At 63.4% G+C, this 24,538-nt stretch carries 24 protein-coding genes and 1 tRNA gene; 14 read left to right on the plus strand and 11 right to left on the minus strand.

The window, feature by feature from the left end; genetic code table 11:
- Nucleotides 1-182 precede the first annotated feature (182 nt).
- Both NCR39_RS14305 and NCR39_RS14310 read left to right on the plus strand, forming a co-directional pair.
- Nucleotides 183-809 carry a LysE family translocator gene (locus tag NCR39_RS14305; RefSeq protein WP_250452755.1) on the plus strand — a complete coding sequence of 209 codons (627 nt, stop codon included), beginning with the start codon at nt 183-185 and terminating at the stop codon, nt 807-809.
- A complete protein-coding gene (locus NCR39_RS14310) occupies nt 806-1,276 on the plus strand; it encodes an SgcJ/EcaC family oxidoreductase (protein ID WP_250452756.1) in 471 nt (156 codons plus the stop codon). Before NCR39_RS14305 ends, NCR39_RS14310 begins: the two co-directional genes overlap by 4 nt.
- Here the strand turns inward: NCR39_RS14310 and mnmE are convergent, their stop codons facing one another.
- Nucleotides 1,277-2,665, minus strand: coding sequence for a tRNA uridine-5-carboxymethylaminomethyl(34) synthesis GTPase MnmE (gene mnmE, locus NCR39_RS14315; protein WP_250452757.1), 1,389 nt, complete (start codon nt 2,663-2,665; stop codon nt 1,277-1,279).
- Nucleotides 2,666-2,965: 300 nt separating this feature from the next.
- Here mnmE and NCR39_RS14320 point away from each other — a divergent pair, with 300 nt between their 5' ends.
- The gene (locus NCR39_RS14320) at nt 2,966-3,382 is read left to right on the plus strand and encodes a helix-turn-helix domain-containing protein (RefSeq protein ID WP_250452758.1); all 417 of its coding nucleotides are present in this window, start codon (nt 2,966-2,968) and stop codon (nt 3,380-3,382) included.
- 81 nt (nt 3,383-3,463) lie between these two features.
- On the opposite strand, the gene yidC is transcribed toward NCR39_RS14320, so the two are convergent.
- From yidC to rpmH, 4 genes are all read right to left on the minus strand, one after another.
- Entirely contained in the window at nt 3,464-5,131 is a 1,668-nt protein-coding gene (yidC, locus tag NCR39_RS14325; protein ID WP_250452759.1) for a membrane protein insertase YidC, read from the minus strand.
- 30 nt (nt 5,132-5,161) lie between these two features.
- The gene (gene yidD / locus NCR39_RS14330; protein WP_250452760.1) at nt 5,162-5,488 is read right to left on the minus strand and encodes a membrane protein insertion efficiency factor YidD; all 327 of its coding nucleotides are present in this window, start codon (nt 5,486-5,488) and stop codon (nt 5,162-5,164) included.
- 58 nt (nt 5,489-5,546) lie between these two features.
- Nucleotides 5,547-6,023, minus strand: coding sequence for a ribonuclease P protein component (gene rnpA / locus NCR39_RS14335; RefSeq protein ID WP_250452761.1), 477 nt, complete (start codon nt 6,021-6,023; stop codon nt 5,547-5,549).
- Nucleotides 6,024-6,087: 64 nt separating this feature from the next.
- Nucleotides 6,088-6,222, minus strand: coding sequence for a 50S ribosomal protein L34 (gene rpmH / locus NCR39_RS14340; protein WP_006998755.1), 135 nt, complete (start codon nt 6,220-6,222; stop codon nt 6,088-6,090).
- A gap of 406 nt (nt 6,223-6,628) precedes the next feature.
- Here rpmH and dnaA point away from each other — a divergent pair, with 406 nt between their 5' ends.
- The 6 genes from dnaA (at nt 6,629) to dbpA (ending at nt 14,823) form a co-directional block, all read left to right on the plus strand.
- Nucleotides 6,629-8,206, plus strand: coding sequence for a chromosomal replication initiator protein DnaA (gene dnaA, locus NCR39_RS14345; RefSeq protein WP_040053226.1), 1,578 nt, complete (start codon nt 6,629-6,631; stop codon nt 8,204-8,206).
- 284 nt (nt 8,207-8,490) lie between these two features.
- On the plus strand, nt 8,491-9,597 hold the full coding sequence (gene dnaN / locus NCR39_RS14350) for a DNA polymerase III subunit beta (protein WP_040053225.1): 1,107 nt from the start codon (nt 8,491-8,493) through the stop codon (nt 9,595-9,597).
- Nucleotides 9,598-9,710: 113 nt separating this feature from the next.
- Nucleotides 9,711-12,182, plus strand: a complete 2,472-nt coding sequence (gyrB, locus tag NCR39_RS14355; protein ID WP_250452762.1) for a DNA topoisomerase (ATP-hydrolyzing) subunit B — start codon at nt 9,711-9,713, stop codon at nt 12,180-12,182.
- A 76-nt stretch (nt 12,183-12,258) separates the two neighbouring features.
- The gene (locus NCR39_RS14360) at nt 12,259-13,170 is read left to right on the plus strand and encodes a phosphorothioated DNA-binding restriction endonuclease (RefSeq protein ID WP_250452763.1); all 912 of its coding nucleotides are present in this window, start codon (nt 12,259-12,261) and stop codon (nt 13,168-13,170) included.
- A gap of 73 nt (nt 13,171-13,243) precedes the next feature.
- Complete coding sequence (locus NCR39_RS14365) at nt 13,244-13,438, plus strand: hypothetical protein (RefSeq protein WP_250452764.1); 195 nt, start codon at nt 13,244-13,246, stop codon at nt 13,436-13,438.
- A 2-nt stretch (nt 13,439-13,440) separates the two neighbouring features.
- Entirely contained in the window at nt 13,441-14,823 is a 1,383-nt protein-coding gene (gene dbpA, locus NCR39_RS14370) for an ATP-dependent RNA helicase DbpA (RefSeq protein WP_250452765.1), read from the plus strand.
- 147 nt (nt 14,824-14,970) lie between these two features.
- Here dbpA and NCR39_RS14375 read toward each other — a convergent pair whose 3' ends face one another.
- Nucleotides 14,971-16,335 (minus strand): MFS transporter, encoded by a 1,365-nt coding sequence (locus tag NCR39_RS14375; RefSeq protein WP_250452794.1) that lies wholly within the window; start codon nt 16,333-16,335, stop codon nt 14,971-14,973.
- 198 nt (nt 16,336-16,533) lie between these two features.
- On the opposite strand from NCR39_RS14375, the gene NCR39_RS14380 reads away from it, so the two are divergent.
- Nucleotides 16,534-16,920 (plus strand): DUF488 domain-containing protein, encoded by a 387-nt coding sequence (locus tag NCR39_RS14380; protein ID WP_250452766.1) that lies wholly within the window; start codon nt 16,534-16,536, stop codon nt 16,918-16,920.
- Between the two features lie 47 nt (nt 16,921-16,967).
- Here the strand turns inward: NCR39_RS14380 and NCR39_RS14385 are convergent, their stop codons facing one another.
- From NCR39_RS14385 to NCR39_RS14400, 4 genes are all read right to left on the minus strand, one after another.
- Complete coding sequence (locus tag NCR39_RS14385) at nt 16,968-17,645, minus strand: DUF799 domain-containing protein (RefSeq protein WP_250452767.1); 678 nt, start codon at nt 17,643-17,645, stop codon at nt 16,968-16,970.
- A 9-nt stretch (nt 17,646-17,654) separates the two neighbouring features.
- A complete protein-coding gene (locus tag NCR39_RS14390; protein WP_250452768.1) occupies nt 17,655-18,020 on the minus strand; it encodes a DUF4810 domain-containing protein in 366 nt (121 codons plus the stop codon).
- Between the two features lie 30 nt (nt 18,021-18,050).
- A complete protein-coding gene (locus tag NCR39_RS14395) occupies nt 18,051-18,728 on the minus strand; it encodes a CsgG/HfaB family protein (protein WP_250452769.1) in 678 nt (225 codons plus the stop codon).
- A 237-nt stretch (nt 18,729-18,965) separates the two neighbouring features.
- Nucleotides 18,966-19,041: transfer RNA gene (locus tag NCR39_RS14400), tRNA-Lys, on the minus strand.
- A 159-nt stretch (nt 19,042-19,200) separates the two neighbouring features.
- Here NCR39_RS14400 and NCR39_RS14405 point away from each other — a divergent pair.
- Genes NCR39_RS14405 through NCR39_RS14415 form a run of 3 tightly spaced genes read left to right on the plus strand, consistent with a single transcriptional unit; the run spans nt 19,201 to nt 20,965 of the window.
- Nucleotides 19,201-19,608, plus strand: coding sequence for a PaaI family thioesterase (locus NCR39_RS14405; RefSeq protein WP_250452770.1), 408 nt, complete (start codon nt 19,201-19,203; stop codon nt 19,606-19,608).
- Entirely contained in the window at nt 19,609-20,478 is an 870-nt protein-coding gene (locus NCR39_RS14410; RefSeq protein WP_250452771.1) for a patatin-like phospholipase family protein, read from the plus strand.
- 10 nt (nt 20,479-20,488) lie between these two features.
- A complete protein-coding gene (locus NCR39_RS14415) occupies nt 20,489-20,965 on the plus strand; it encodes an OsmC family protein (RefSeq protein WP_040053218.1) in 477 nt (158 codons plus the stop codon).
- A gap of 3 nt (nt 20,966-20,968) precedes the next feature.
- Here NCR39_RS14415 and NCR39_RS14420 read toward each other — a convergent pair whose 3' ends face one another.
- Nucleotides 20,969-21,985 (minus strand): D-2-hydroxyacid dehydrogenase family protein, encoded by a 1,017-nt coding sequence (locus tag NCR39_RS14420; protein ID WP_250452772.1) that lies wholly within the window; start codon nt 21,983-21,985, stop codon nt 20,969-20,971.
- 499 nt (nt 21,986-22,484) lie between these two features.
- Here NCR39_RS14420 and NCR39_RS14425 point away from each other — a divergent pair, with 499 nt between their 5' ends.
- Complete coding sequence (locus NCR39_RS14425; RefSeq protein ID WP_250452773.1) at nt 22,485-24,356, plus strand: phosphoenolpyruvate carboxykinase (GTP); 1,872 nt, start codon at nt 22,485-22,487, stop codon at nt 24,354-24,356.
- Nucleotides 24,357-24,538: the final 182 nt, after the last annotated feature.

Genomic DNA, 24,538 nt, shown 5'->3' on the forward strand with positions numbered 1-24,538 from the left:
ATTTATCTCGAATGCTAATTTGTGCGGCGCATGAACGCGCTGTGAGCGCAATCCGACGATGCGGCTGGTGCGGCTACCACAGGCCCTACAGCGCAAAAAGCTGGCCGAACGGCCTATTGCCATGCGCCGCCGTTCGTGGATAAATCGACTCTTCCAACAGGAGACCTTCAGGAGAAAGACGAATGACTCTCGCACAATGGCTGCCGTTCGCCATCGCATCGGCCATTCTGGTCGCGATTCCCGGGCCGACCGTGCTGCTCGTGGTGTCGTACGCGCTCGGCCACGGCCGCAAGTACGCGCTCGCGACCACACTTGGCGTTGCGCTCGGCGACTTCACCGCGATGACCGCATCGATGCTCGGCCTCGGCGTGTTGCTCGCGGCATCGGCCGAGTTGTTCATGGTGGTGAAATGGATCGGCGCGGCGTACTTGTTCTATCTGGGCGTGAAGCTGTGGCGCGCGCCCGTCGTCGATACGGACGCCGTCACGCCCAGCAACGACTTGCGCACGGGACGCATCTTGGCCCATGCGTACGCCGTCACCACGCTCAATCCGAAGAGCATCATTTTCTTCGTCGCGTTCGTGCCGCAATTCGTCGATCCGCACGCGGCGAGCGTCTCGCAGATCGCCATTCTCGAGGCGACGTTCGTCGGTCTCGCGGCGGCCAACGCGTTCGCTTATGCGCTGCTCGCGTCGGGCGCGCGGCGGGCCATCCGCAAGCCGGGCGTCCAGCGCACGGTGAACCGCACCGGCGGCGCGCTTTTGATGGGCGCGGGCGTGTTCGCGGCGGCGTGGAAGAAGGCAGCATGAGCCAGCCCGACGATTGGGCCTCGAGCGCGCGGCACGTCTATGACGCGCTGCTCGGCGACTGGAACCGCCAGGACGCCGCCGCCATGGCCGCGCGCTTCACCGAGCGCGGCAGTCTGGTCGGCTTCGACGGCAGCACAATCGACGGACGCGCTTGCATCGAGGCGCATCTGGAGCCCATCTTCGCGCAGCATCCGACGCCGCTCTTCGTCGCGAAAGTGCGCGAGATAAGGCGTCTCGCCGGGGAGCAGACGTTGTTGCTGCGCGCCGTCGCCGGCATGTGGCCGCGTGGGGCCACCGCGCTCGACGAGCGACTAAACGCCATTCAGACGCTCGTGCTGTCGCTGTGCGATGGGGTGTATCGAATCGAGATGTTCCAGAACACGCCGGCCGCGTTTCATGGCCGGCCGGAAGAGGTCGAAGCGCTCAGCGCGGAATTGCGCGAACTCGGGCGACCGGAAGGCGCGTAATCACTTTCCGATGCAGAACCGGCTGAAAATCACGCCCAGCAGATCATCCGACGTGAATTCGCCGGTAATCGCGTTGAGGCTGTCCTGCGCGAGCCGCAACTCTTCGGCGAACAAGTCCAATACCTGCGACTGCTGATTCGCGTGATCGGCGGCGAACGCGAGATGATCCCGCGCCGCGCGTAAGGCGATCAAATGCCGCTCGCGCGCGAGATACACGCTTTCAGCGCCCGCTTGCCAACCGGCGATTTTGAGCAGTTCGCCGCGTAGTAGCTCGATGCCGTCGCCCGTTTTTGCGGACAGATTCACTTCGCGCGCGTGGTCGTCGCCCTCGCGCACGGCCGCGAGCGTCCCTGCGAGGTCCGTCTTGTTCAACACTCGCACGACCGGCACGCCCGGCGGAAACCGCGCGGCGATCGCTTCGTCTTCGGACGTGGTCGCGGCGCGCGCATCGAGCAGATGGAGCACGACGTCGGCGCGTTCGATTTCGCCCCACGTCCGCTCGATGCCAATACGCTCCACTTCGTCCTCGGTCTCGCGCAAACCGGCGGTATCGATGATATGCAGCGGAATGCCTTCCACCTGAATCGTCTGCGCGACCTTGTCGCGCGTGGTGCCGGCAATCGGCGTGACGATCGCCAGTTCCGCGCCCGCAAGCGCATTCAACAGCGACGACTTGCCGACGTTCGGCTGTCCCGCCAGCACCACCGACATCCCTTCGCGCAGCAACGCGCCCTGACGCGCGTCCGCGAGCACGGCGTCCAGGCGTTGCCGGATGCGCGTGAGCTTGCCGCGTGCGTCGGCGGCTTCGAGAAAGTCGATTTCTTCTTCGGGGAAATCGAGCGTCGCTTCGACCAGCATTCGCAGCGTGATGACGTCTTCCACGAGCGCGTGAATTTCGCGCGAGAACGCGCCTTCGAGCGAACGGCCGGCCGATCGCGCGGCGGCTTCCGTGCTCGCTTCGATCAAATCGGCGACGGCTTCGGCCTGCGCGAGATCCAGCTTGTCGTTGAGAAAGGCGCGGCGCGTGAACTCGCCCGGCTCGGCGAGGCGGATGCCAAAGCCTCGGCCCGCTTCGATCGCCCGTTGCAGCACGAGTTGCAGCACGATCGGGCCGCCGTGGCCCTGCAATTCCAGCACGTGTTCGCCGGTGTACGAATGCGGCGCGGGAAAGTACAGCGCGATGCCGCGATCGAGCGCTTCCCCGTTGCCGTCGATGAACGGCACGTAGCTCGCGTGACGCGGCGCGAGCGGCTGGCCGCATAGCGCGCGCATCGCCTCCTGGGCGGCCGCTTCGCCCGCGCGCCCGAACGACAGCCGCACGACGCCGATCCCGCCACGCCCGGGCGCGGTAGCAATGGCGACGATCGGATCGGTGTCGTTGGTCAACATGATGATGGCGTGTCAGTGTGAAAGCAGAGGTGCCGGCATTGTATCGCGCGGGTCCGATCGCCCAGCGTTAGGACGATTCTTGCATTATCTTAAACAAGATAGGTCTTTGATTCGGCCGTCGCTGTCTCGGTAGCGAAACAATCGCGGAGAGCGCCCGTCGCATGCGGTAAGACACGGCTAATTGCTTGCCTTGAAGCAGTAATCGATTAAGCCTGAGAAAGATAAAAGCGCTCCGATTTCCGCCAGATATCGCCCGGCTGGTTGACTACTAGGCAATGATTGCCTTGCACAATCGAAAGCATGCCCACACCACAAGAAAAAGCCGATTTCTCGGAACGGCTCAAATTTTCGATGACCCGCTCGCCCGAGAGGATGCGCGGCGCCACCGACCTCGCAAACAAATTCAACCTGCGCTTTCAGGGCGAACCGGTTTCCGCTCAGACGGCGCACAAATGGCTCACGGGACGCTCGATTCCCACCGTCGACAAACTGCAGTTGCTTGCCGAGTGGCTGAAGGTGGATCTGCACTGGCTGCACTACGGTCCGCCGCCGAGCGGCAATTCGCAGACCACGCCGAAGCCGCTCGCGCGCGACGAGAAGTACCCGGCATCGGAGGAGACGCTGGAACTGGCGTCGAAGATCGAGGCGCTGTCGCCGCATCACCGGTATCTGCTGGAAGAACTCATCGGCCAGTTTTATGGAGCGATGAAGCGCTGATTCCCACGATCCGCAGGCACCAATAAAAAACGCCCGGCCAAAGCCGGGCGTTTCCACTTCAAACCAACGTAGACACGAGCCTCAAGCCGCTTTCTTCCGGCCTTTGCCCATCATCCGCGTGATGTAGTACTGCTGCGCGATCGACAGCACGTTGTTCACCACGTAGTACAGCACGAGACCCGCCGGGAAGAAGAAGAACATGACCGAGAACGCGATCGGCATGAACATCATCATCTTGGCTTGCACCGGGTCCGGCGGCGTCGGGTTCAGCTTCGTCTGCAGGAACATCGAGACGGCCATCAGCACCGGCAGGATGAAGTACGGGTCCTGCTGCGACAGATCGTGAATCCAGCCGATCCACGGCGCGCCGCGCATTTCCACCGACGACAGCAGCACCCAGTACAGCGAGATGAACACCGGAATCTGCACGACCACCGGCAGACAGCCGCCGAACGGATTCACCTTCTCGGTCTTGTACAGCTCCATCAGCTGCGCGTTCATCTTCTGCGGATCGCTCTTGAAGCGCTCGCGAATCTGCTGCATGCGCGGCGTGATTTCCTTCATGCGCGCCATCGACTTGTAGCTCGCCGCCGACAGCGGGAAAAACACCGCCTTGATCAGCAGCGTGAGCAGCACGATCGCCCAGCCCCAGTTGCCGACGAAGCCGTGAATCTTCTCGAGCAGCCAGAAAAGCGGCTTGGCGATGATCGTCACCATGCCGTAGTCCTTCACCAGCTCCAGACCCGGCGCGATGCCTTCCAGCATGCGCTCTTCCTCCGGACCGGCGAAGAGGCGCGCATCGACATTCACGCTTTGTCCCGGCGCGATCGTCGGCACCGACTGCTGCACGCCGACGCGATACAGCACCGGATCGATCTTCTGCACGTAGATGTCGCGCGGCGTGCCTTCCTTCGGAATCCAGGCGGACGCGAAGTAATGCTGCACCATCGCGATCCAGCCGTTGTTCGCGGACGGCACGAACGTGGCCTTGTTCTTGTCGATGTCGGAGAAATCGATCTTCTGGAAGTGCTTCGCTTCCGTATAGACAGCCGGCCCGATGAACGTGTGCGAGAAGCGCGGCGTTTCCACCGGCGTGTTGTCGCGCACGAGTTCCATGTAGAGCTTCGGCGTGACCGGCGCGCTGCCGACGTTCTCGATCTTCGTATCGACGTTGATCACGTAGCTGCCGCGCGTGAACGTGTACGTCTTCACGACCTTCACGCCACCCTTCACCGGCGATTCGAGCGCGAGCGTCAGCGTCTTCGCATCGCCCGACAGCGAGGTCTGGCCGGGCACCGGCGTGAAGACATCGTTGTGGTTCGGGAAGTCGCCGCCGAGCAGGCCCGTGCGCGCGAGGTACGTGTGGTTCGCGGTGTGATCGAACAGCGTGATGTAGAGGTCGGGCTGCTTGCCGTCGCCTTCCTTCAGGAGCGACAGCTTCGAGAGCGTGCCGCCGCGCGTGTCGATCTCACCCGAATACACGTCCGTCGTGAACTTCACCAGTTGCGATGCCGCCGTGGCGGGCGGCGTCGCGGTGCCGGGCGCCGTGCCGGCCGGCGCGTTGGGCAGTTCGGACGGCTGCGTGCCCGGCGTCGCCGAGCCCGGTGCCGGATTGCTGGCGGTCTTGGCCGGCTGCGTCGCGCTCGGGAAGAACATCGACGGGCGCCCATGGTCGCGCTGCCAGTTGTCGAACAGCATGACAACTGACACAAAGAAGATGACCCATAGGACGGTGCGTTTGATATCCATGCGTTGTCTCAGTGTCGATCGATAAGCGCCTTAGGCGCCGTTTAGTGGTGAATGCTTTTTTTGAGCGGCTTGCGCTGCCGGTTCTTCTTCGAGAAGGCCGGCAACTCGCGGATCGAGCGTGTCGGGAAAATCAGCGCGCCCGGCGGGCGGCGGCACGAGATCGATCCCGCCCGCCGAAAAAGGATGGCAGCGGCAAAGTCTTCTCGCGGCCAGATACGTGCCACGCGCGGCGCCATGATACTGGATTGCCTCGCGCGCGTAGTCGGAACAGGAAGGGCAAAAGCGGCACCGGTTGCCGAGCAGCGGGCTCACGGCAACCTTGTAGAAGCGCAACAACGCGATGAGTGCCGTTTGCATAAGCTTCGCGCCGCGCGTCACGTCCGCCGCGAGGGCCGGACATGACGAAGCCTGCGCTTCATGACCCCGAAGGGCCGGATGAATCGTCGACGGCGGGCGCGCTCGGCGGCGCCGTCACGGTTTCGGCCGCGCGGCGCGCAGCTTCGCGCACGGCACGGTCGAGCAATGTTTCAAGTTCGTCCCGGCACAACGCAAGGAGCGGCGGCGAACTGGCGCTCGGCATGGCTTTGCGGTCGATCTTCGCGTGCAGACGCACGAGAATGTCGAATCCGCGCAGCTTGTCGCGCCGCAGACGAAACGCCTCGCGCGCGAGCCGCTTGATCAGATTGCGCGTGACCGCGCGCGGCGCCTGCTTCTTGCCGATGACGAGACCCAGCCGCGCCTCGCCGCCCGTGGGCTTGCCGTACAGAACGAAGTGCGGCGAGCGTCGCCAGGGGCGCAAACGAAAAACGGATGAGAACTCATCCGTTTTCAGCAGCCTTGCGGCCTTGGGGAACGCGGCGTGCGCCGGCAACTGAACGATGTCCTGTTTCAAGACTTCTGTGCGGTGCAGAGCACGCGCCCGTTACCGCCGTTACCGAGCAGCAACCGGGCGGTCTTTAGACTGCCAGGCGCTTGCGGCCCTTCGCGCGGCGAGCGTTGATGACCTTGCGGCCGCCAGCGGTCTTCATGCGAACGCGAAAGCCGTGGGTGCGCTTGCGACGGGTAACGGAAGGTTGGTAAGTACGTTTCATGGTGCTCTCACTTGAGTTGATTGACCGCGCGGGCTAAGGCTCCAGTGTGGTCACTGCAAGCGCGATGGCCGGAGGTTCAGGAATTCTGTTTTCGCGGAACCCGCTATTTAAACCGTTTTCCTATTGACCGTCAATAGTTTAGCGCTTACGGGCGATACATCGGCTGTTTCGCGGCACCGATCCTCGCGCTGATTTGACCCTGTGGATAACTCGCGCGTCCTGCTGGTTTGGCGTTAGAATCTCGCCTTACTCCCAAATATCCGCCCGCTGCTTCGGCCCGCCGTTCGCCCGCAAACCCTTGCGGCGTAAGCCTCCGGAGCATACCTGCATGGCCGTGCCGGGACTTGCCCATCATTCTGGCAAGCATGGCCGCAGGTGCGCGCAGCAACCATAACGACCGCATTCGATGAACGATTTCTGGGAACACTGTTCCGCATTGCTGGAGCGCGAGCTCACGCCCCAGCAGTACGTCACGTGGATCAAGCCGCTGACCCCGGTCGACTTCGATGCCGACGCAAGCACCCTGCGCATCGCCGCCCCGAATCGCTTCAAGCTCGACTGGGTGAAGAGCCAGTTCTCCGGACGCATCGCCGATGTGGCGCGCGAGTTCTTCAGCGCGCCCATCGACGTGCAATTCGTTCTCGATCCCAAAGCCACCGCGCGCAACGCGATCGGCGGCGGGCCGAATGCGGCGCCGCGTCCGAGCGTGACCGCGCCGCGTCCGCCGGCGCCGTCGGCGCCATCGCCCGCGCAACAGGCGCCGACCGTCGTCGCGCACGCGAACGCCGCCGCGCACATCAACGCGCTCGCGGCCGAAGCCGCGCAGCAGGCGCAGGCGATGCAGGAAGACCAGGCGGACCTGGATCTCCCGAGCCTCGACGCCAACGAAGCCGCCGCTGGCCGGCGCACGTGGCGTCCGGGCGGCGCGCCTTCGGCCGGCGGTGAAAACGATTCCGCGTTCGAACGTTCGAAGCTCAATCCGGTGCTCACGTTCGACAACTTCGTGACCGGTAAGGCGAACCAACTCGCGCGCGCGGCGGCCATTCAGGTCGCCGACAACCCGGGCATCTCGTACAACCCGCTCTTTCTGTACGGCGGCGTGGGTCTCGGCAAGACGCACCTGATTCACGCCATCGGCAATCAGTTGCTGATGGACAAGGCCGGCGCGCGCATCCGCTACATCCACGCGGAGCAGTACGTGTCCGACGTGGTGAAGGCGTACCAGCGCAAGGCGTTCGACGACTTCAAGCGCTATTACCACTCGCTCGACCTGCTGCTCATCGACGATATTCAGTTCTTCTCCGGCAAGTCCCGCACGCAGGAAGAATTCTTCTATGCGTTCGAGGCGCTCGTCGCGAACAAGGCGCAGGTCATCATCACGAGCGATACGTATCCGAAGGAAATCTCCGGTATCGACGATCGCCTCATCTCGCGATTCGACTCGGGGCTGACGGTCGCCATCGAGCCGCCCGAGCTGGAAATGCGCGTCGCCATTCTGATGCGCAAGGCGTTCTCCGAAGGCGTGAGCCTGTCCGAAGACGTCGCGTTCTTCGTCGCGAAGCATCTGCGCTCGAACGTGCGCGAGCTCGAAGGCGCGCTGCGCAAGATCCTCGCGTATTCGAAGTTCCATGGGCGCGAGATCACCATCGAACTGACGCGCGAAGCGCTGAAAGACCTGCTGACGGTGCAGAACCGGCAGATTTCGGTGGAGAACATCCAGAAGACTGTCGCCGATTTTTACAACATCAAGGTCGCCGACATGTATTCGAAGAAGCGGCCGGCCAATATCGCGCGCCCGCGCCAGATCGCGATGTATCTGGCGAAGGAACTGACGCAGAAGAGCCTGCCGGAAATCGGGGAATTGTTCGGCGGACGCGACCATACGACCGTCCTGCACGCGGTGCGCAAAATCGCGGCGGAGCGCGGCAACGACGCGCAACTGAACCACGAACTGCACGTGCTGGAGCAGACGCTCAAGGGCTGAGCCCGCGCGATGCGGGACTGAAGAACGCACGCCTCGAAAAGCGCATGACGCGGGCCTGTTTATTGGCGAAAACGCCCCTATTTTTAGGGAGTGGTTCCGTTTTGAGGCACAATACAGGTTTGCCGTCCGTTGGCCTGGGCGGTACTTAGCGCAAGCATTCGCGAGTGACCGGCGGGGGGCCGGCAACGCGTGTTACGAGGTTGTCCGGCGGTGTAGCACCAAGCAGCGGTGGTGAACCGGTTTGCGAGCCGCTGGACAGGCCGTCACATCAATGAAGGAACTCTATGCAACTGGTCAAGACCGAACGAGATAATCTTCTAAGGCCGCTGCAAACCGTGAGCGGTATCGTAGAACGCCGCCATACGTTGCCTATCCTCGCGAATCTGCTCATCACCAAGAACGGCGCGGACGTGTCGTTCCTTTCGACGGACCTCGAACTGCAGATCACCACGCGCGCGGATTTCGGCGTCGGCGGCGATCAGGTCGCGACCACTGTCGCCGCGCGCAAGCTGCTCGACATCCTGCGCGCCATGCCCTCCGGCGAAGTCGCGCTCGACCTGTCCGACAAGCGCCTCACCGTGCGCTCGGGCAAGAGCCGCTTCGCGCTGCAGACGCTCGCCGCGGACGAATTTCCCACGGTCAACCAGGCTACTGACTTCGGCGCGAGCCTGTCGGTTCCGCAAAAGACGTTCCGCCAGCTGCTCGGCATGGTGTATTTCGCCATGGCGCAGCAGGACATCCGCTATTACCTGAACGGCATGCTGCTCGTGGTGGACGGCGACCAGCTGATGGCCGTCGCAACGGACGGCCACCGTCTCGCTTTCTCGTCGATGAAGATCGACGGCGGCGCGTTCCCGCGTCAGGAAGTCATCATTCCGCGCAAGACCATTCTGGAACTCCAGCGCCTGCTGGAAGACATCGACGACACGCTGAAGATCGACATCGCCGCCACGCAGGTGAAGTTCACGTTCGGTCAGGTGGAACTGGTGTCGAAGCTCGTGGAAGGCAAGTTCCCGGATTTCCAGCGCGTGATTCCGAAGTCGCACAAGAACACGTTCGAAATCGGCCGCGAGGAATTGCAGCGCTCGCTGCAGCGCGCGGCCATTCTAACGTCCGACAAGTTCAAGGGCGTGCGCTGCCTGATCGAGCCGGGCCAGTTGAAGATCATGTCGACCAACGCGGATCAGGAAGAGGCGCAGGAAGAACTCGAGATCGCGTATCAGGGCGATACCGTCGATATCGGATTCAACGTCACGTATCTGCTCGACGTGCTCGCGAATCTGAAGGTCGACACGCTGCAAGTCGCGCTGGGCGACGCCAATTCGAGCGCGCTCATTACGATTCCCGAGAACGAGGAATTCAAATACGTGGTGATGCCGATGCGCATCTGATGCGCGCGATACCGATGACACTCCAAGGGGCGGCGCGCCCCTTTGGTGTTTTTAAGGTGTTTTGAAAAGTTCGAGCAGTAACCGAAGCAGTGACGCAGAACCGGAAGAAATCCATGACTGAAAACACAAATTCGCAACCCGACAACAGCTACGGCGCATCGTCCATTCAGATCCTCGAAGGTCTGGAGGCGGTGCGCAAGCGCCCGGGCATGTATATCGGCGATACGTCGGATGGCACCGGTCTGCATCACCTCGTATTCGAAGTGCTGGACAACTCCATCGACGAAGCGCTCGCGGGCTATTGCGACGACATCCACGTGACCATTCACGCGGACAACTCCATCTCCGTGACCGACAACGGCCGCGGCGTGCCGACCGGCCTGAAGCGCGACGACAAGCACGATCCGAAGCGCAGCGCCGCCGAGATCGTGATGACCGAGCTGCACGCGGGCGGCAAGTTCGACCAGAACAGCTACAAGGTGTCGGGCGGCCTGCACGGCGTGGGCGTGTCGTGCGTGAACGCGCTGTCCGAATGGCTGCGCCTCACGGTGCGCCGCGACGGCAAGAAGCACTTCATGGAATTCGCGCGCGGCGTCGTGCAGAACCGCGAGATCGTCGAGGAAGACGGCGTGCAGTATTCGCCGATGCCCGTCGTCGGCGACACGGAAAATCGCGGCACCGAAGTGCACTTCCTGGCTGACGCGACCATCTTCGGCAATGTCGAATTTCATTACGACATTCTCGCCAAGCGCATGCGCGAGCTTTCGTTCCTGAACAACGGCGTGCGTATCCGGCTGACGGATCTGCGCACCGGCAAGGAAGACGATTTCGCGTTCGCGGGCGGCGTGAAGGGCTTCGTCGAGTACATCAACAAGCAGAAGCAGGTGCTGCATCCGACCGTGTTCCACGCGACGGGCGAGCGCGAGAACGTGACCGTCGAAGTGGCGATGCAGTGGAACGACAGCTTCAACGAAAGCGTGCTGTGCTTCACGAACAACATTCCGCAGCGCGACGGCGGCACGCACCTCACGGGCCTGCGCGCCGCGATGACGCGCGTCATCAACAAGTACATCACGGACAACGATATCGCGAAGAAGGCGAAGGTCGAGACGACCGGCGACGATATGCGCGAAGGTCTTTCGTGCGTGCTGTCGGTGAAGGTGCCGGAGCCGAAGTTCAGTTCGCAGACGAAGGACAAGCTGGTGTCGTCGGAGGTGCGCGCGCCGGTCGAGGAAATCGTCGCGAAGGCGCTGGAAGATTATCTGCAGGAAACGCCGAACGACGCGAAGATCATCACGAGCAAGATCGTCGATGCGGCGCGCGCTCGCGATGCGGCGCGCAAGGCGCGCGAGATGACGCGTCGCAAGGGCGTGCTCGACGGCATCGGTTTGCCGGGGAAGCTCGCGGATTGCCAGGAAAAGGATCCGGCGAAGTCGGAGATTTATATCGTCGAGGGCGACTCGGCGGGTGGATCGGCGAAGCAAGGGCGTGATCGCAAATTCCAGGCTATTTTGCCGTTGCGCGGAAAGGTGCTGAACGTCGAGAAGGCGCGCTTCGACAAGCTGATTTCGTCCGAGCAGATCGTGACGCTGGTGACGGCGCTCGGCTGCGGTATCGGCAAGGACGACTACAACCTCGACAAGCTGCGCTATCACCGCATCATCATCATGACGGATGCGGACGTGGACGGCGCGCACATCCGCACGCTCCTGCTGACGTTCTTCTACCGGCAGATGCCGGAGATCGTCGAGCGCGGGTATATCTACATCGCGCAGCCGCCGCTCTACAAGATCAAGGCGGGCAAGGACGAGCGGTATATGAAGGACGCGCACGAGCTGAACCAGCACATGCTGAAGCTCGCGCTGCACGGCTCCGAGCTGATTCCGAGCGAAGGCGCGGAAGCCATTTCCGGCGATGCGCTCGGCGAACTCGCGAGGGCGTATCTGCTGGCGCAGGCGGTGGTGGATCGTATCAGCCGTATTTACGATGCCGCCGCGCTCGAAGCGGTAATGGATGGCGTGGTGATCGATCTGTCGTCGCAGGAACAGGCGGAGGCATCGGCGAAGCGGCTGCAAGAGCGTTTGCGCGCGGATCCGCTGAAGCCGGAAGTGTCGGTCGAAGCGGCTTACGATCAGGTTCGCGAACTGCGTTCGCTGCATATCAAGCGGCGTCATCATGGCAACGTGAAGGTGTCCGTGTTCGACGAAGACCTGCAGTTGACCGCGGACTACAAGCAGCTCGTGTCGACGGCGGATACGTTCAAGGGCCTGATCGGCGAAGGCGCGCTGATCAAGCGCGGCGAGCGGTCGATGGCCGTGTCGGACTTCAAGAACGCGATGAAATGGCTGATCGCGGATGCGGAGCGCAACGTTTCGAAGCAGCGGTACAAGGGCTTGGGCGAGATGAATCCCGAGCAGCTTTGGGAAACGACGATGGATCCGAACGTGCGGCGCCTGCTGCGCGTGCAGATCGAAGACGCGATTGCGGCGGACGGCATTTTCACGACGCTCATGGGCGACGACGTCGAGCCGCGTCGCGCGTTTATCGAGACGAATGCGCTGCGGGCGGGGAATATTGATGTTTGAGGGATGAGCAGTCGCGTAGGAATCGACGATCCCTACGCGACCGCCTCGCCTCAAGCTTCATCGACATCGAAGCCGCATGAAAGCCTCGCATCCGCCGGACATCCTTCAACGTTTCGATGCGTTGAAGGTCTGGCAGCGCGGCGACGAACGCGCGCCGCACAAACCTTTGCTCGCGCTGCTGGCGCTGGGTTTATACCGTCGCGGCATCCACGCCGTCCCGTTCGTTCAGTACGAAAGCAAGCTCAACGAACTGCTGCGCGAATTCGGTCCTTCGCGCCGGACGCTATACCCTGAAATGCCCTTTCTTCGCCTGCAAAGCGACGACGTGTGGCAAGTCCAGACAGGCGACGCGACGAACCGCATCGCGTCGAACGCTGATCTCGGCAAGACGCAATTGCGCCGCATCGACGCCATCGGCCGGTTCTCCGATGACGTGCAGCGCGTCTTCGACACTCATCCGCAAGCCATCGGCGCCGTCGCGCGCATGCTGCTCAACGCGCATTTCGCCGACAGCATGCACGAGGACATTCTCGCGGCAGTCGGCCTGTCGCTCGACGAAGCCTTCGACGAAGCGCCCGAGCGCGGCAAGACGCGCCGCGATCCCGAATTCCGCGACAACGTGCTGCGTGCGTATCAGTACCGCTGCGCGCTGTGCAATTGGGACATGCGGATCTGCAACCGCACGATCGGTCTCGAAGCGGCGCATATCAAGTGGTTCCAGTATCGCGGCCCGGATGTGGTCGAAAACGGCATCGCGCTGTGCTGCCTGCACCACAAGCTCTTCGACATGGGCGCTTTCACGCTCGCCGACGATCGCCGCGTGCTGGTCTCCGAAGACGCCCACGGCACGGAGCAGTTCGAACATATCTTGCTGAGACATCACGGCGGCCAACTGAATGCGCCCGTGCGGCTGGAGCATCATCCGTCTCACTCGTTCGTCTCGTGGCATCGCGCGCAGGTCTTCAGAGGGCGCGCGCGCCCGTTCTGATTCGCACGCCGCGCGCCTCCGACCCGCGTACACTCTCGCCTTTGAACCCATCGATCGCGTCAGCGACCCCACCATGTTCACCTGCCGAAACCAGTCCTGCGGCGCCGACTGGCAACTCTCCGACGTCGTCATCCACAACGAAGGCCAAGGCCTGCTCTTTCGCTGCCCGATGTGCGGCGCGCGCAATTACGTGACGCGCCAGAAAGACGCACAAGGCGAGGTCACGTACGAGCAAGTCAAGGACGTTCCGCCCTACGGAAAGCACTAACCATGACGACCGACACCTCCTTCGCCAGCCTGCCGCTCTCGCCCGCGATGCAGGCGAACCTGCAACAACTCGGCTACGCGTCGATGACGCCGATCCAGGCCGCCAGCCTGCCGCACGCGCTCGCGGGTCACGATCTCATCGCGCAGGCGAAAACCGGCAGCGGCAAGACCGCCGCCTTCACGCTGCCGCTGCTCGCCCGGCTCGATACCAGCCAGTTCGCCGTGCAAGCGCTCGTGCTCTGCCCGACGCGCGAACTCGCCGATCAGGTCACGCAGGAAATCCGCCGACTCGCGCGCGCCGAGGAAAACATCAAGGTGCTGACGCTGTGCGGCGGCACGCCGATGCGTCCGCAGATCGCGAGTCTCGAACACGGCGCGCATATCGTCGTCGGGACGCCGGGGCGGATCATGGATCACCTGCAGCGCGAGACGCTTTCGCTCGACGCGGTCCGCACGCTCGTCCTCGACGAAGCGGATCGCATGCTCGACATGGGCTTTTTCGACGATATCGCGTCGGTGGCGCGGCAGTGTCCGAAGGATCGGCAAACGCTGCTGTTTTCGGCGACGTATCCGGAAGGCATCGCGAAACTGAGCCAGCAGTTCCTGCGCAATCCGCGCGAAATCAAGCTCACCGAGCAGCACAGCAACGCGAAGATCAAGCAGCGCTTCTATCAGGTCGAAGATCATGAGCGGCTGCACGCGGTCGGCTTGCTGCTCGATCACTATCGCCCGGTCAGCACGCTCGCGTTCTGCAACACGAAGCAGCAATGCCGCGATCTGCTCGACGTGCTGCTGGCGCAGGGCTTCGAAGCGCTGACGCTGCACGGCGAGCTGGAGCAGCGCGAACGCGATCAGGTGCTCGTGCAGTTCGCCAATCGCAGTTGCTCCGTGCTCGTCGCCACCGATGTCGCCGCGCGCGGACTCGACATCGCGCAACTGGAAGCGGTCATCAACGTCGATGTGACGCCGGATCCCGAAGTGCACGTGCATCGCATCGGACGCACGGGGCGCGCGGGTGAGGAAGGCTGGGCGCTGTCGCTCGCGAGCATGGACGAGATGGGGCGCGTCGGGGCGATCGAAGAGGCGCAGCGCGCGGAAGTGGAGTGGCATCCGCTGTCGGAACTGACGTCGGCGGAACCGGGGCATCTGAAGCCGCCGATGGCGACGCTGCAGATTCTCGGCGGCCGCAAGGACAAGATCCGCCCCGGCGATGTGCTCGGCGCGCTCACCGGCGAGGCGGGCTTCAAGGGCGAGCAGATCGGCAAGATCAACGTGATGGATATGGTGACTTACGTCGCCGTGGAGCGGGGCGTCGCGGACGATGCCGTGCGCAAGCTGAGCGTCGGGAAGCTCAAGGGACGCAAGGTCAAGGTTCGGCGGATGTGAGGGCGTGGCGGCGCGGGCGATCGCCTGGCGTTTCGCACATGAGCGCAGGTCGCTCGCCGCGTCCTTCGAACGCGCGGCGAGCGGCGGCGTTTTACTTCGCGCGCCCTCGACGTCGCCACGCGACGATCCCTTGTCGACGCCCGCCGCTCACTCCCGCGCCATCTCCACCGCCTTCTCCCCACGATCCCGCGTCACCAGCCGCAACCCGCTCGCGACACTCGCCGCGCCCGCGAATCCCGCGCCCAGCGAGAGCGCGAGCCCCGGCCCGTGCTTGCCCGCGATCCCGAAGCACAGCGCCACGAGCGCCGCGCCGACCGCCTGCCCGATGAGCCGCGCCGTCGCGACCACGCCGCTCGCGCCGCCGCTGCGCTCACGCGGCGCGCTCGCCATGAACGCCTTCAGATTCGGCGACTGAAAGAAGCCGAAGCCCGCGCCACAGATCGCCATGCGGATGCAGATATCGAGCGCATGCGGATTGGCCGGCAACGCCGCCAGCGACACCATGCCCGCGCACAGCGTCGCCAGCCCGATGCCGCCCAGCAGACCCGGCGGATAACGATCCGACAGCCGGCCCGCGACCGGCGCCATCAACGCGACGAGCGCCGACCACGGCGTCATCAGAAAGCCGGTTTCGACCTGCGTGCGGCCGAGCACGCTTTCGAAATAGAACGGCAGCGACACGAACGCGAGCCCTTGCGCGGCGAACGAGCAGACGGCGGTCATCGTCGAGAGCGCGAACATCGGGCGCCGGAAGAGATCGACGGGCAGCATGGGCGCCGGATGCCCGCGCTCGCGACGCAGCATCAGCGCGCCCGCGACGAGCGCCACGCCGAACGATGCGATCACGGTCCCCGACGGCGCGCGCTGCGCCGCTTCGCCCAGCGCGAAAATCAGCGACGCGAACGTCACGACGTTGAGCGCCGCCGCGACGCGATCGAACCCGTGCGTGCTGCGCTTCGTTTGCGGCAACGCGGGCCACGCGATCGCGAACGCAAGCACGCCGACCGGCAGATTCACGGCGAAGAGCCACGGCCAGGTGCCGAGCGAGAGCACGATCGACGCGACCGTCGGCCCCACGGCGAACGCGATGCCGACCACGAGCGCATTCAGCCCGACGCCGCGCCCGAGCCGATGCAGCGGAAAAATCGCGCTGATGAGCGCGGTGTTGACGCTCATGATCGCGCTCGCGCCGAGCCCTTGCAGCAGGCGCGCGGCGACGAGCGTCGGCAGCGACCACGAGAACGCGCATACCGCCGATGCAATCGTGAACACAACGAGCCCGCTCAGATAAACGCGCCGATGCCCGACGATCCCGCCGAGCGCGGCGAGCGGCAACAGCGTGGCGACCATCGCGAGCTGGTACGCATTGATGATCCAGACGGACGCGGCGGGCGTGGCGTGCAGGTCGGCGGCGATGGCGGGCAGCGCCGTGTTGGCGATGGCGGTATCGAGTGTCGCGAGCGCGACGGCGAGCAGCATCGCGGCCATGCCGCGGCGCTCCAGCGAGGTCATCGGCGCGTCGGGGTCGCGGGGCGTGGTTTGCGGGGTATCGGCGGACACGTCGGTGAAGTTTCCGGATCTAAGCGGATAGAGAATAATTCGACACGATACGGGAAGCCGGCGCATTACGCTCGCCCATGCCGCGCAAGCTTTCATCGACATATCGGCGGCGGCTATGCTGTGCCGATCGTCATGCAAGGAGACAAGAAAATGGCCATTCGAATCGTGCGGCTCGGCTCACCGCGCGCGGAAAACGAAGGCTTGCGCGTCGGCACGGTTCGTCGTCCGCCGCGCGGCGTGCCGAAGTCCGAGTTCGCGAGCCGCGATTTCTACGACGTGTGGTATCCGAATCTGTCGCCGCCGGCGGAACTGGTGGCCGAAGCGCTGCACGCGGAAACGGACAAGGACTGGCGCGACTTCGTGAAGAAGTTCAAGGCGAAGATGGCGGAGAGCGATGCGAGCAAGTCGCTGGATCTGCTGGCGGCGCTGTCGCATACGACGAATTTATCGGTCGGATGTTATTGCGAGGACGAGGCGCGATGCCATCGGTCGGTGCTGCGGGAGTTGCTGGTGAAGCGCGGCGCGGAGGTGGTCTAGTCGAAAAAGGGCGATAGACGCCTGAAGCAGCGTCTATCGCCGACGTCTTAGTCGGTGCCGAATTTCGGCGAGCGCGGGCCGTACAGCAGACCCGTCTTGCCGCCCGTCGCGAGCAAGCGCTGGCTCGTCAGGCCGGCGACGTCGAAGGATTTGTCCGTCAGCGAATGCGTGACCTGCTTCGCGATTCCCTGCACGAGAACGCCGACGAGACCGCCCGTGCCTACGCCGACGTTGTAGCCGACTTCGTTACCGTTCGCGGTGGCCGTGCCTTTCCAGAGTTCGTCGCCCGACCGCAGATCGACCAGTTTGGCATTCGCCGACACCACGGTCTTGCTGTCGATGAGCACGAACTTCGTGCCGTAGTTCGTCACCGTCGTGTACAAGGCGGCATCCGCGCCGAAGATTTCGCGCAGCTTCGCGGGCGCGACGTTCTGAATATCGGTGGGCGTGGTCAAGCCGTTGTGCTTGAACGTTTCCTCCATTTCGGCGACAGGCACGACGTAGTAGCCGCCTTCGGCGAGCGGCATCGTCATTTGCGCGAGCATGCCGTGCGTCGCGTTGACGTCGGAAGTCTCGTTGACGGGCGGCAGCACGAGAATCGAATGCGGCTTGCTGTTGCGCAAAGCCGTGTAATCGGCCTGCTGCGGGGCGCGCGAGGCGCATGCGCTCAGCATCAGCAGAGCGGAGAACATCGCGAAGAGCTTGCGGGAGAAGTTCATGGTCATGGCCGGCGCTTACTTGAGGTGGCTCAACAGAAAGTCCATGTAGACGGACGACTCGGGGAACGATTGCTTTTCGGCGTTGAGTTCCTGCCTGGCTGAATCGGCATTTCCGATGCTGGCGTACAGCGTACCGAGATGCGCGTGGAAACCCGGCGGCAGCGCGTTGCCCTTCGCGAGAATCTGCTGACGCGCTTTTTCCATGGCGTCGATCTGTTCGGACGGGCTCTTTTGGCCTTTGAAGTATTCGTACACTTGCGGCTGATAGCCGTCCCATTGATAGAGCGGCGGCGTGCCTTGCGTCGCGCAACCGGCCAGCAGCGCGCACGCTGCTGCGACCGGCAGCGCGAGGCCGGTCAGGAATTGCTTCTTGTGATGCATGGTGAGACCTGAGTATGAGTGTTGATGCTGTTACTTCGCGGCTTGCAGCGCGCCTGCGTCGACTTTTTCGACGAGATGATTGACGGCTTCCTGAATCGCCAGATCGAGCACTTTGCCGTTAAGCGTGGAGTCGTAGCTCGCGGTGCCGCCGAAGCCGATGACTTCGCGATTCGACAGGCTGTATTCGCCCGCGCCCTGGCTCGATGCGACCACTTCGGACGTCGTCGTATCGACGATATTGAGGCTGACCTTCGCGTACGCGACTTGAGTCTTGCCGCTTCCGAGGATGCCGAAGAGCTGGTGGTCGCCGACGTCCTTGCGGCCGAATTCCGTCACGTCGCCGGTGACGACGTAGTTCGCGCCTTTGAGCGCCTGGCTCTTGTTCGCGAAAGTGGCTTCCTGCTTGAGTTCGTTGAGGTTGTCGCGCTCGAGAACGGTGAAGCGGCGGCTTTGCTGGAGCGTCGTGAGGAGAATGGTCTTCGCCTGACTGCCGACGCGATCCACGCCATCCGAGAACACGCCGCGCATGTAGCTGGAGCGGTTGTCGAACTTGCCGACGGAAACGGTCACCAGCTTGCCCGCGTAGGGCGTGTGTGCGCTGCTGACTTCGGGCACGGGCAAGGAACGTGATGCTTCGGTTGCGCATCCGGACAGGCCCGCGACGACAGAAATGGCGATGAGCGCTGTGCGCGCTTTCGTTGATTTCATTGATTTGCCTCTGGAAGAAGGCCGTCGTTCCTGGTTGCGCGTCGGGTTGCGACGGAAATGGCCGACGGCGAATCGGAGAAGCGAATTGTCGAGCGATTCCAGGCGTGGGACGCTCAGATCGGTCTGAAATTTGGGACGGCGGGGTGAAAGGCGCGAGGACGCGCAGAGAGGGGGAGTGATCGACGCGGAAAAGCAAAAGGCCGGTCAGCTTTCGCTAGACCGGCCTTTCAAATCTGGTGGTGGGGCGTGAGTGACTCGAACACTCGACCTACGGATTAAGAGTCCGCTGCTCTACCAACTGAGCTAACGCCCCAACAGAAGCGAAATTATAGCGGGAGAATTTCGAATAGCGCAAGCCCTTCGCGCAAGAATTTTTGCATCGCGTGAAGAGGCCGTACAGCCGACGCAGCCGCATCGAGAAATCACCCGGTATCATGACGCCTCTCCCAACCGCACCGAACCGCGAAGAAAAATGGACGAAGCCGCCATCCGCGCGTTGCTGGACAACATCCTCGCGCCGTGGGTGCGCGAGTTGTCGCTGGAACCCGAATCCATCGGCGATGACTGCGTCACCTTGCGTCTGCCGTATTCGGATCATCTGCGGCACGCGGGCGGCGTCATCTGCGGTCAGGTCTTCATGGCCGCCGCCGATACCGCGATGGTCGTCGCCATCTCCCACGCCATGGGCGGCTTCTCGCCGATGACCACCGTCTCGCTCAACACCACGTTCATTCGCCCGGTGAAAACCGGCGACGTGCTCGTCACCGCGCGCGTCATGCGTCGCGGACGCAATCTCGTGTTCGGCGAAATCGACATGCACGACGCCAACGGCGAACTCGCCGCCCACGCCACGACAACCTACGCGCTCATCAGCAAATAAATGTTCGATCAGGTCGTATTCGCCGGCGGCGGCAACCGCTGCTGGTGGCAAGCCGGTTTCTGGGACGTCATCCGGCCGGAACTCGGACTCAGGCCGCGCATCGTCGCGGGCATCTCGGCGGGCGCGGCCACCGCGTGCATGCTCTACACCAACGACGCGCGCTGGGTCATGGACTACTACGCGCAAGCCCTGCGCGGCAACACGAAGAACGCGTACTGGGGCAACCTGCTGCGCGGACAATCGGTGTTTCCGCATTACCGGATCTATCGGCAGGCGCTGCTCGACATCTTCGCCGACCGCTTCACCGAACTCGCTTCGGCGCCGGAGATTCGCATCGGCGTGTCGCATCTGCCGCGCTGGCTCGGCGCACGCAGCGCCGTCGCGGCCGGGCTGATCGCGTATAACATCGAAAAGTACGTGCGCAAGACGCTGCATCCGACGCTCGGCCAGGCACTCGGCTTTCATCCCGAGTTCGTGACGGCGCAGGAATGCGCGAGCATCGAGGATCTCGCGGATCTGATCTTGCAATCGTCGAGCACGCCGCCTTTCACGCCGATCCTCCGCCGCAACGGCCGCCCCGTGCTCGACGGCGGCATGGTCGACAACGTGCCCGTCTCCGCGCTCGATGCATCGCCGGGAACGGTGCTCGTGATGGTCACGCGGCTGTATCCGCGTGAGCGCATGTTCGTCGTGCCGCACGGCGACCAGCGGCGTCTCTACGTGCAGCCGTCGCGCAAGGTGCCGATATCGAGCTGGGACTACACGAGTCCTTCGCAAATGCAGCACGCCTACGACCTGGGCCGCGTGGACGGCGAGGACTTTCTCGAACGCCTTCCGCGTCTTCTGGAAACCGCATCGCACGTCGCTTGAGGAGCCAGTCATGGCGAAACAGCACATCTACGAACTCACCGTCGCGTGGACGGGCAATCGCGGCTCGGGCACGTCCGCCTACGATGCCTACTCGCGCGATCACGTCGTGCGCGTCGGGAGCAAGCCCGCCATCGACGCATCCAGCGATCCCGCGTTTCGCGGCGACGCCGCGCGCCACAATCCGGAGGAGTTGTTCGTGGCCTCGCTGTCGTCGTGTCACATGCTGTGGTATCTGCACCTGTGCGCGGTCAATGGAATCGTGGTGACCGGCTATGTGGATCAAGCCATCGGCCAGATGCAGGAAGACGCGAACGGAAGCGGCCGCTTCACCGATGTGCTGCTGCGCCCGGCCGTGAGCATCGGCGCGGGCGCGGATGCCGGGCTCGCGGCGCGCCTGCACGAAGAGGCGCACCGCTTTTGTTTCATCGCGAACTCGGTGAATTTTCCGGTGCGATGCGAGCCTTCCATCCAGATCGAGACGCTCTGAACGTCACCGGCGGCGGGCGTGCTGAAGCGCTTCGGGATTCGCGACGCTCGACGTATCGCCGGCATCGAACGCGAGGATGTTCTTGAACGCCGCGCTGAAGTACAGCTCGTAGCTCTCGCGCTCCACATAGCCGATATGCGGCGTGCAGATCACGTTCTCCATGCGCAACAGGCTGTAGCCTTGCAGGATCGGCTCGCTTTCGAAGACATCGACGGCGACCATGCCCGGCCGATTGTGATGTAGCGAGTTCAGCAGCGCGTTCTCTTCGAGCAGTTCCGCGCGGCTCGTGTTGACGAAGAGCGCGGTCGGCTTCATGCGCATCAAGTCATCGGTCCGCACGATGCCGCGCGTTTCGTCGTTCAGCCGAAGATGCAGCGTGAGGACGTCGCTTTGCTCGAAGAACGCCTCGCGGCTTTCCGCGACGGCAAAGCCATCTTCGCGCGCCGCTTCCAGCGAATGTTCGCGGCCATGCACGAGCACGTTCATGCCGAACGCCTTGCCATAGCCCGCCACCATCTGGCCGATCTTGCCGTAGCCCCAGATGCCGAGCGTCTGGCCGCGCAGCACTTGTCCGAGACCGAAGTTCGGCGGCAGCGCGGACGTCTTTAGCCCCGACTGCTGCCACGCGCCCTGCTTCAGGTTAGCGACGTACTGCGGAATGCGCCGCTGCGCCGCCATGATGAGCGCCCACGTCAGCTCGGCCGGCGCGACCGGCGAACCCGTGCCCTCGAGCACGGCGATGCCGCGTTCCGTACACGCGTCGATATCGATATGGCCGCCGCCCGCGCGCCCGGTCTGGCTGATCATGCGCAATTTCGGGCATTTATCGAGAAGCTGCGAGCTGATTCGCGTGCGTTCGCGGATCAGCACCAGCGCATCCACTTCCGACAGTCTGCTAGCCAACTGTCCGAGTCCACGCACCGTGTTATTAAAGACCTTTACCTCATGGTCATCGAGTAAATGGAAGCAGTCGAGCTTCCGAACGGCGTCCTGGTAGTCGTCGAGAATGGCGATTTTCATGGGCATTGTTGATTGGCTTTGAGTAGGCATTAAACCTGCTGCGCGGTCCTATTGGCTCGCAGAAATGGAGCGATTAACTTCGGGTAATTACCGACATATTCGCTCTTTGGTCGCGTGAACGAGTCTTCACTGCGGAGTATCGAAGGCAGCGCTGCTCTGCGGTGCTATGCTTGATTCCCCTTTTTGGAGTGCAATGGCCACTGTGAAAATGCCTCAAAAGCAGGACCGCGAAAGCAAAACGCGGCGCCATTGCGGAAAACACGGTAATCCTCAAAGGGACAGGCCGCTTAGTATCTCTTTTTAACAGTTTGTTCCTTCGCGATGCAAGCCGCCTCACGGCGGAGTCGCAGGGATCAGGCCCGATGACGCAGCAACGGCCATGGAAACCGCCTTTCGTGCGACAAATATCTCCCGAAAAGCATGGCGGTTCCAGTTGCAAACGCCTCTCGCATGCAGCGTCCGGGCGCAAGGTTTTCATTGCAGACACGGAGACAGCTCGATGAACCAGCCCGCAGTAGTCGAAGAAAACAAAAACAACGTCGTCGACGTTCAGGCGCCGGCTTATGTCCGGCACCGACGATTGATCGAATGGGTTCAACGCGTTGCATCGCTGACCAAGCCGGATCGCATCGTATGGTGCGACGGCACGCAAGCCGAGTACGACCGGCTCTGCGAACAGATGGTCGCCGCCGGCACGATGAAGAAGCTCAACCCCGCCAAACGCCCCAATTCCTTCCTGGCCTGTTCCGATCCCTCGGATGTCGCGCGCGTCGAAGACAGAACGTTCATCTGCTCGGAACGTCGCGAAGACGCGGGCCCGACGAACAACTGGATCGACCCGAAGGAAATGCGCTCGACGCTCGACGGTCTCTTCAACGGCTCCATGCGCGGCCGCACGATGTACGTCGTGCCGTTCTCGATGGGCCCGCTCGGCTCGCCCATCGCGCATATCGGCGTGGAGTTGTCGGATAGCCCGTACGTCGCCACGAATATGCGCATCATGACGCGCATGGGCCGCGAAGTGTTCGACGTGCTCGGCGAAGACGGCGAGTTCGTGCCGTGCGTGCATTCGGTCGGGGCGCCGCTCGCGGATGGCCGCAAGGACGTGCCGTGGCCGTGCAACGACACGAAGTACATCGTGCATTTCCCCGAATCGCGCGAAATCTGGAGCTTCGGCTCGGGCTACGGCGGCAACGCGCTGCTCGGCAAGAAGTGCTTCGCGCTGCGCATTGCATCGACGATGGGCCGCGACGAAGGCTGGCTCGCCGAACACATGCTGATTCTCGGCGTCACGTCGCCCGAGGGCCGCAAGCATCACGTCGCGGCGGCGTTCCCGTCCGCGTGCGGCAAGACCAACTTCGCGATGCTGATTCCGCCGCAAGACCTGAACGGCTGGAAGGTGACGACCATCGGCGACGACATCGCGTGGATCAAGCCGGGCAAGGACGGCCGCCTCTACGCGATCAACCCGGAAGCGGGCTACTTCGGCGTGGCGCCCGGCACGAGCGAAAAGACCAACTTCAACGCCATGGCGACGCTGAAGGAAAACGTGATCTTCACGAACGTCGCGCTGACCGACGACGGCGACGTCTGGTGGGAAGGCATGACCGACACGCCGCCCGCACACCTCATCGACTGGCAAGGCCGCGACTGGACGCCGGAAATCGCGAAGGAAACGGGCGCGAAGGCCGCGCATCCGAACGCGCGCTTCACGGCGCCGGCGTCGCAGTGTCCGTCGATCGATCCGGATTGGGAGAATCCGGCGGGCGTGCCCATCGACGCGTTCATCTTCGGCGGACGCCGCTCGACCACGGTGCCGCTCGTGACCGAGGCGCGCGACTGGAAGGAAGGCGTCTACATGGCCGCGACGATGGGCTCCGAAACCACGGCCGCTGCCGCGGGCCAGCAGGGCGTCGTGCGCCGCGATCCGTTCGCGATGCTGCCGTTCTGCGGCTACAACATGAGCGATTACTTCGGCCACTGGCTGAAGATCGGCGAACGCCTGGAAGCGCTCGACGCGAAAGCGCCGAAGTTCTTCTGCGTCAACTGGTTCCGCAAGGGCGACGACGGCAAGTTCGTGTGGCCGGGCTTCGGCGAAAACATGCGCGTGCTGAACTGGATGGTCGGCCGCATCGAAGGCACGGCGAGCGGCGAGGAACATGCGTTCGGCATTTCGCCGCGTTACGAGGACATCGACTGGGGCGGACTGGATTTCACGCGCGACCAGTTCGAGCAAGTCATCTCGGTCAACGACGCTGCCTGGCGCGATGAACTCGCGCTCCACGACGAGCTGTTCAGCAAGCTGCAAAGCGGACTTCCGCAGGCGCTGCCGGAAGCCAAGGCCGGCATGGAAAAGCGGCTCGCGGCCTGATTGTCCGTAGCGTTTTGCCGCCCGGCGATCGCGGTCGCCGGGCGCGCGTCAGTTTCGCGTTGGCGGCGGGTCATCTTTCGCTGCCGAACGCGATTCTTCAACGGTTTTTTTCGATAAGGCGACGCCCGTCCGCAACTTCTGCACGATTTCGCTAGTCCTAGGATAATTCTGAATTGCCTTGC

Source organism: Caballeronia sp. ATUFL_M2_KS44, from assembly GCF_023630965.1.
Classification (GTDB): Bacteria; Pseudomonadota; Gammaproteobacteria; order Burkholderiales; family Burkholderiaceae; genus Caballeronia; species Caballeronia concitans.

What these genes read in the sequence shown, in the direction of transcription:
- NCR39_RS14305 (WP_250452755.1), top strand. Translation starts at nt 183, where the DNA reads ATGACTCTCGCACAATGGCTGCCGTTCGCCATCGCATCGGCCATTCTG.
- NCR39_RS14310 (WP_250452756.1), top strand. Translation starts at nt 806, where the DNA reads ATGAGCCAGCCCGACGATTGGGCCTCGAGCGCGCGGCACGTCTATGAC.
- mnmE (WP_250452757.1), bottom strand. Translation starts at nt 2,665, where the DNA reads ATGTTGACCAACGACACCGATCCGATCGTCGCCATTGCTACCGCGCCC.
- NCR39_RS14320 (WP_250452758.1), top strand. Translation starts at nt 2,966, where the DNA reads ATGCCCACACCACAAGAAAAAGCCGATTTCTCGGAACGGCTCAAATTT.
- yidC (WP_250452759.1), bottom strand. Translation starts at nt 5,131, where the DNA reads ATGGATATCAAACGCACCGTCCTATGGGTCATCTTCTTTGTGTCAGTT.
- yidD (WP_250452760.1), bottom strand. Translation starts at nt 5,488, where the DNA reads ATGCAAACGGCACTCATCGCGTTGTTGCGCTTCTACAAGGTTGCCGTG.
- rpmH (WP_006998755.1), bottom strand. Translation starts at nt 6,222, where the DNA reads ATGAAACGTACTTACCAACCTTCCGTTACCCGTCGCAAGCGCACCCAC.
- dnaA (WP_040053226.1), top strand. Translation starts at nt 6,629, where the DNA reads ATGAACGATTTCTGGGAACACTGTTCCGCATTGCTGGAGCGCGAGCTC.
- dnaN (WP_040053225.1), top strand. Translation starts at nt 8,491, where the DNA reads ATGCAACTGGTCAAGACCGAACGAGATAATCTTCTAAGGCCGCTGCAA.
- gyrB (WP_250452762.1), top strand. Translation starts at nt 9,711, where the DNA reads ATGACTGAAAACACAAATTCGCAACCCGACAACAGCTACGGCGCATCG.
- NCR39_RS14360 (WP_250452763.1), top strand. Translation starts at nt 12,259, where the DNA reads ATGAAAGCCTCGCATCCGCCGGACATCCTTCAACGTTTCGATGCGTTG.
- NCR39_RS14365 (WP_250452764.1), top strand. Translation starts at nt 13,244, where the DNA reads ATGTTCACCTGCCGAAACCAGTCCTGCGGCGCCGACTGGCAACTCTCC.
- dbpA (WP_250452765.1), top strand. Translation starts at nt 13,441, where the DNA reads ATGACGACCGACACCTCCTTCGCCAGCCTGCCGCTCTCGCCCGCGATG.
- NCR39_RS14375 (WP_250452794.1), bottom strand. Translation starts at nt 16,335, where the DNA reads ATGACCTCGCTGGAGCGCCGCGGCATGGCCGCGATGCTGCTCGCCGTC.
- NCR39_RS14380 (WP_250452766.1), top strand. Translation starts at nt 16,534, where the DNA reads ATGGCCATTCGAATCGTGCGGCTCGGCTCACCGCGCGCGGAAAACGAA.
- NCR39_RS14385 (WP_250452767.1), bottom strand. Translation starts at nt 17,645, where the DNA reads ATGACCATGAACTTCTCCCGCAAGCTCTTCGCGATGTTCTCCGCTCTG.
- NCR39_RS14390 (WP_250452768.1), bottom strand. Translation starts at nt 18,020, where the DNA reads ATGCATCACAAGAAGCAATTCCTGACCGGCCTCGCGCTGCCGGTCGCA.
- NCR39_RS14395 (WP_250452769.1), bottom strand. Translation starts at nt 18,728, where the DNA reads ATGAAATCAACGAAAGCGCGCACAGCGCTCATCGCCATTTCTGTCGTC.
- NCR39_RS14405 (WP_250452770.1), top strand. Translation starts at nt 19,201, where the DNA reads ATGGACGAAGCCGCCATCCGCGCGTTGCTGGACAACATCCTCGCGCCG.
- NCR39_RS14410 (WP_250452771.1), top strand. Translation starts at nt 19,609, where the DNA reads ATGTTCGATCAGGTCGTATTCGCCGGCGGCGGCAACCGCTGCTGGTGG.
- NCR39_RS14415 (WP_040053218.1), top strand. Translation starts at nt 20,489, where the DNA reads ATGGCGAAACAGCACATCTACGAACTCACCGTCGCGTGGACGGGCAAT.
- NCR39_RS14420 (WP_250452772.1), bottom strand. Translation starts at nt 21,985, where the DNA reads ATGAAAATCGCCATTCTCGACGACTACCAGGACGCCGTTCGGAAGCTC.
- NCR39_RS14425 (WP_250452773.1), top strand. Translation starts at nt 22,485, where the DNA reads ATGAACCAGCCCGCAGTAGTCGAAGAAAACAAAAACAACGTCGTCGAC.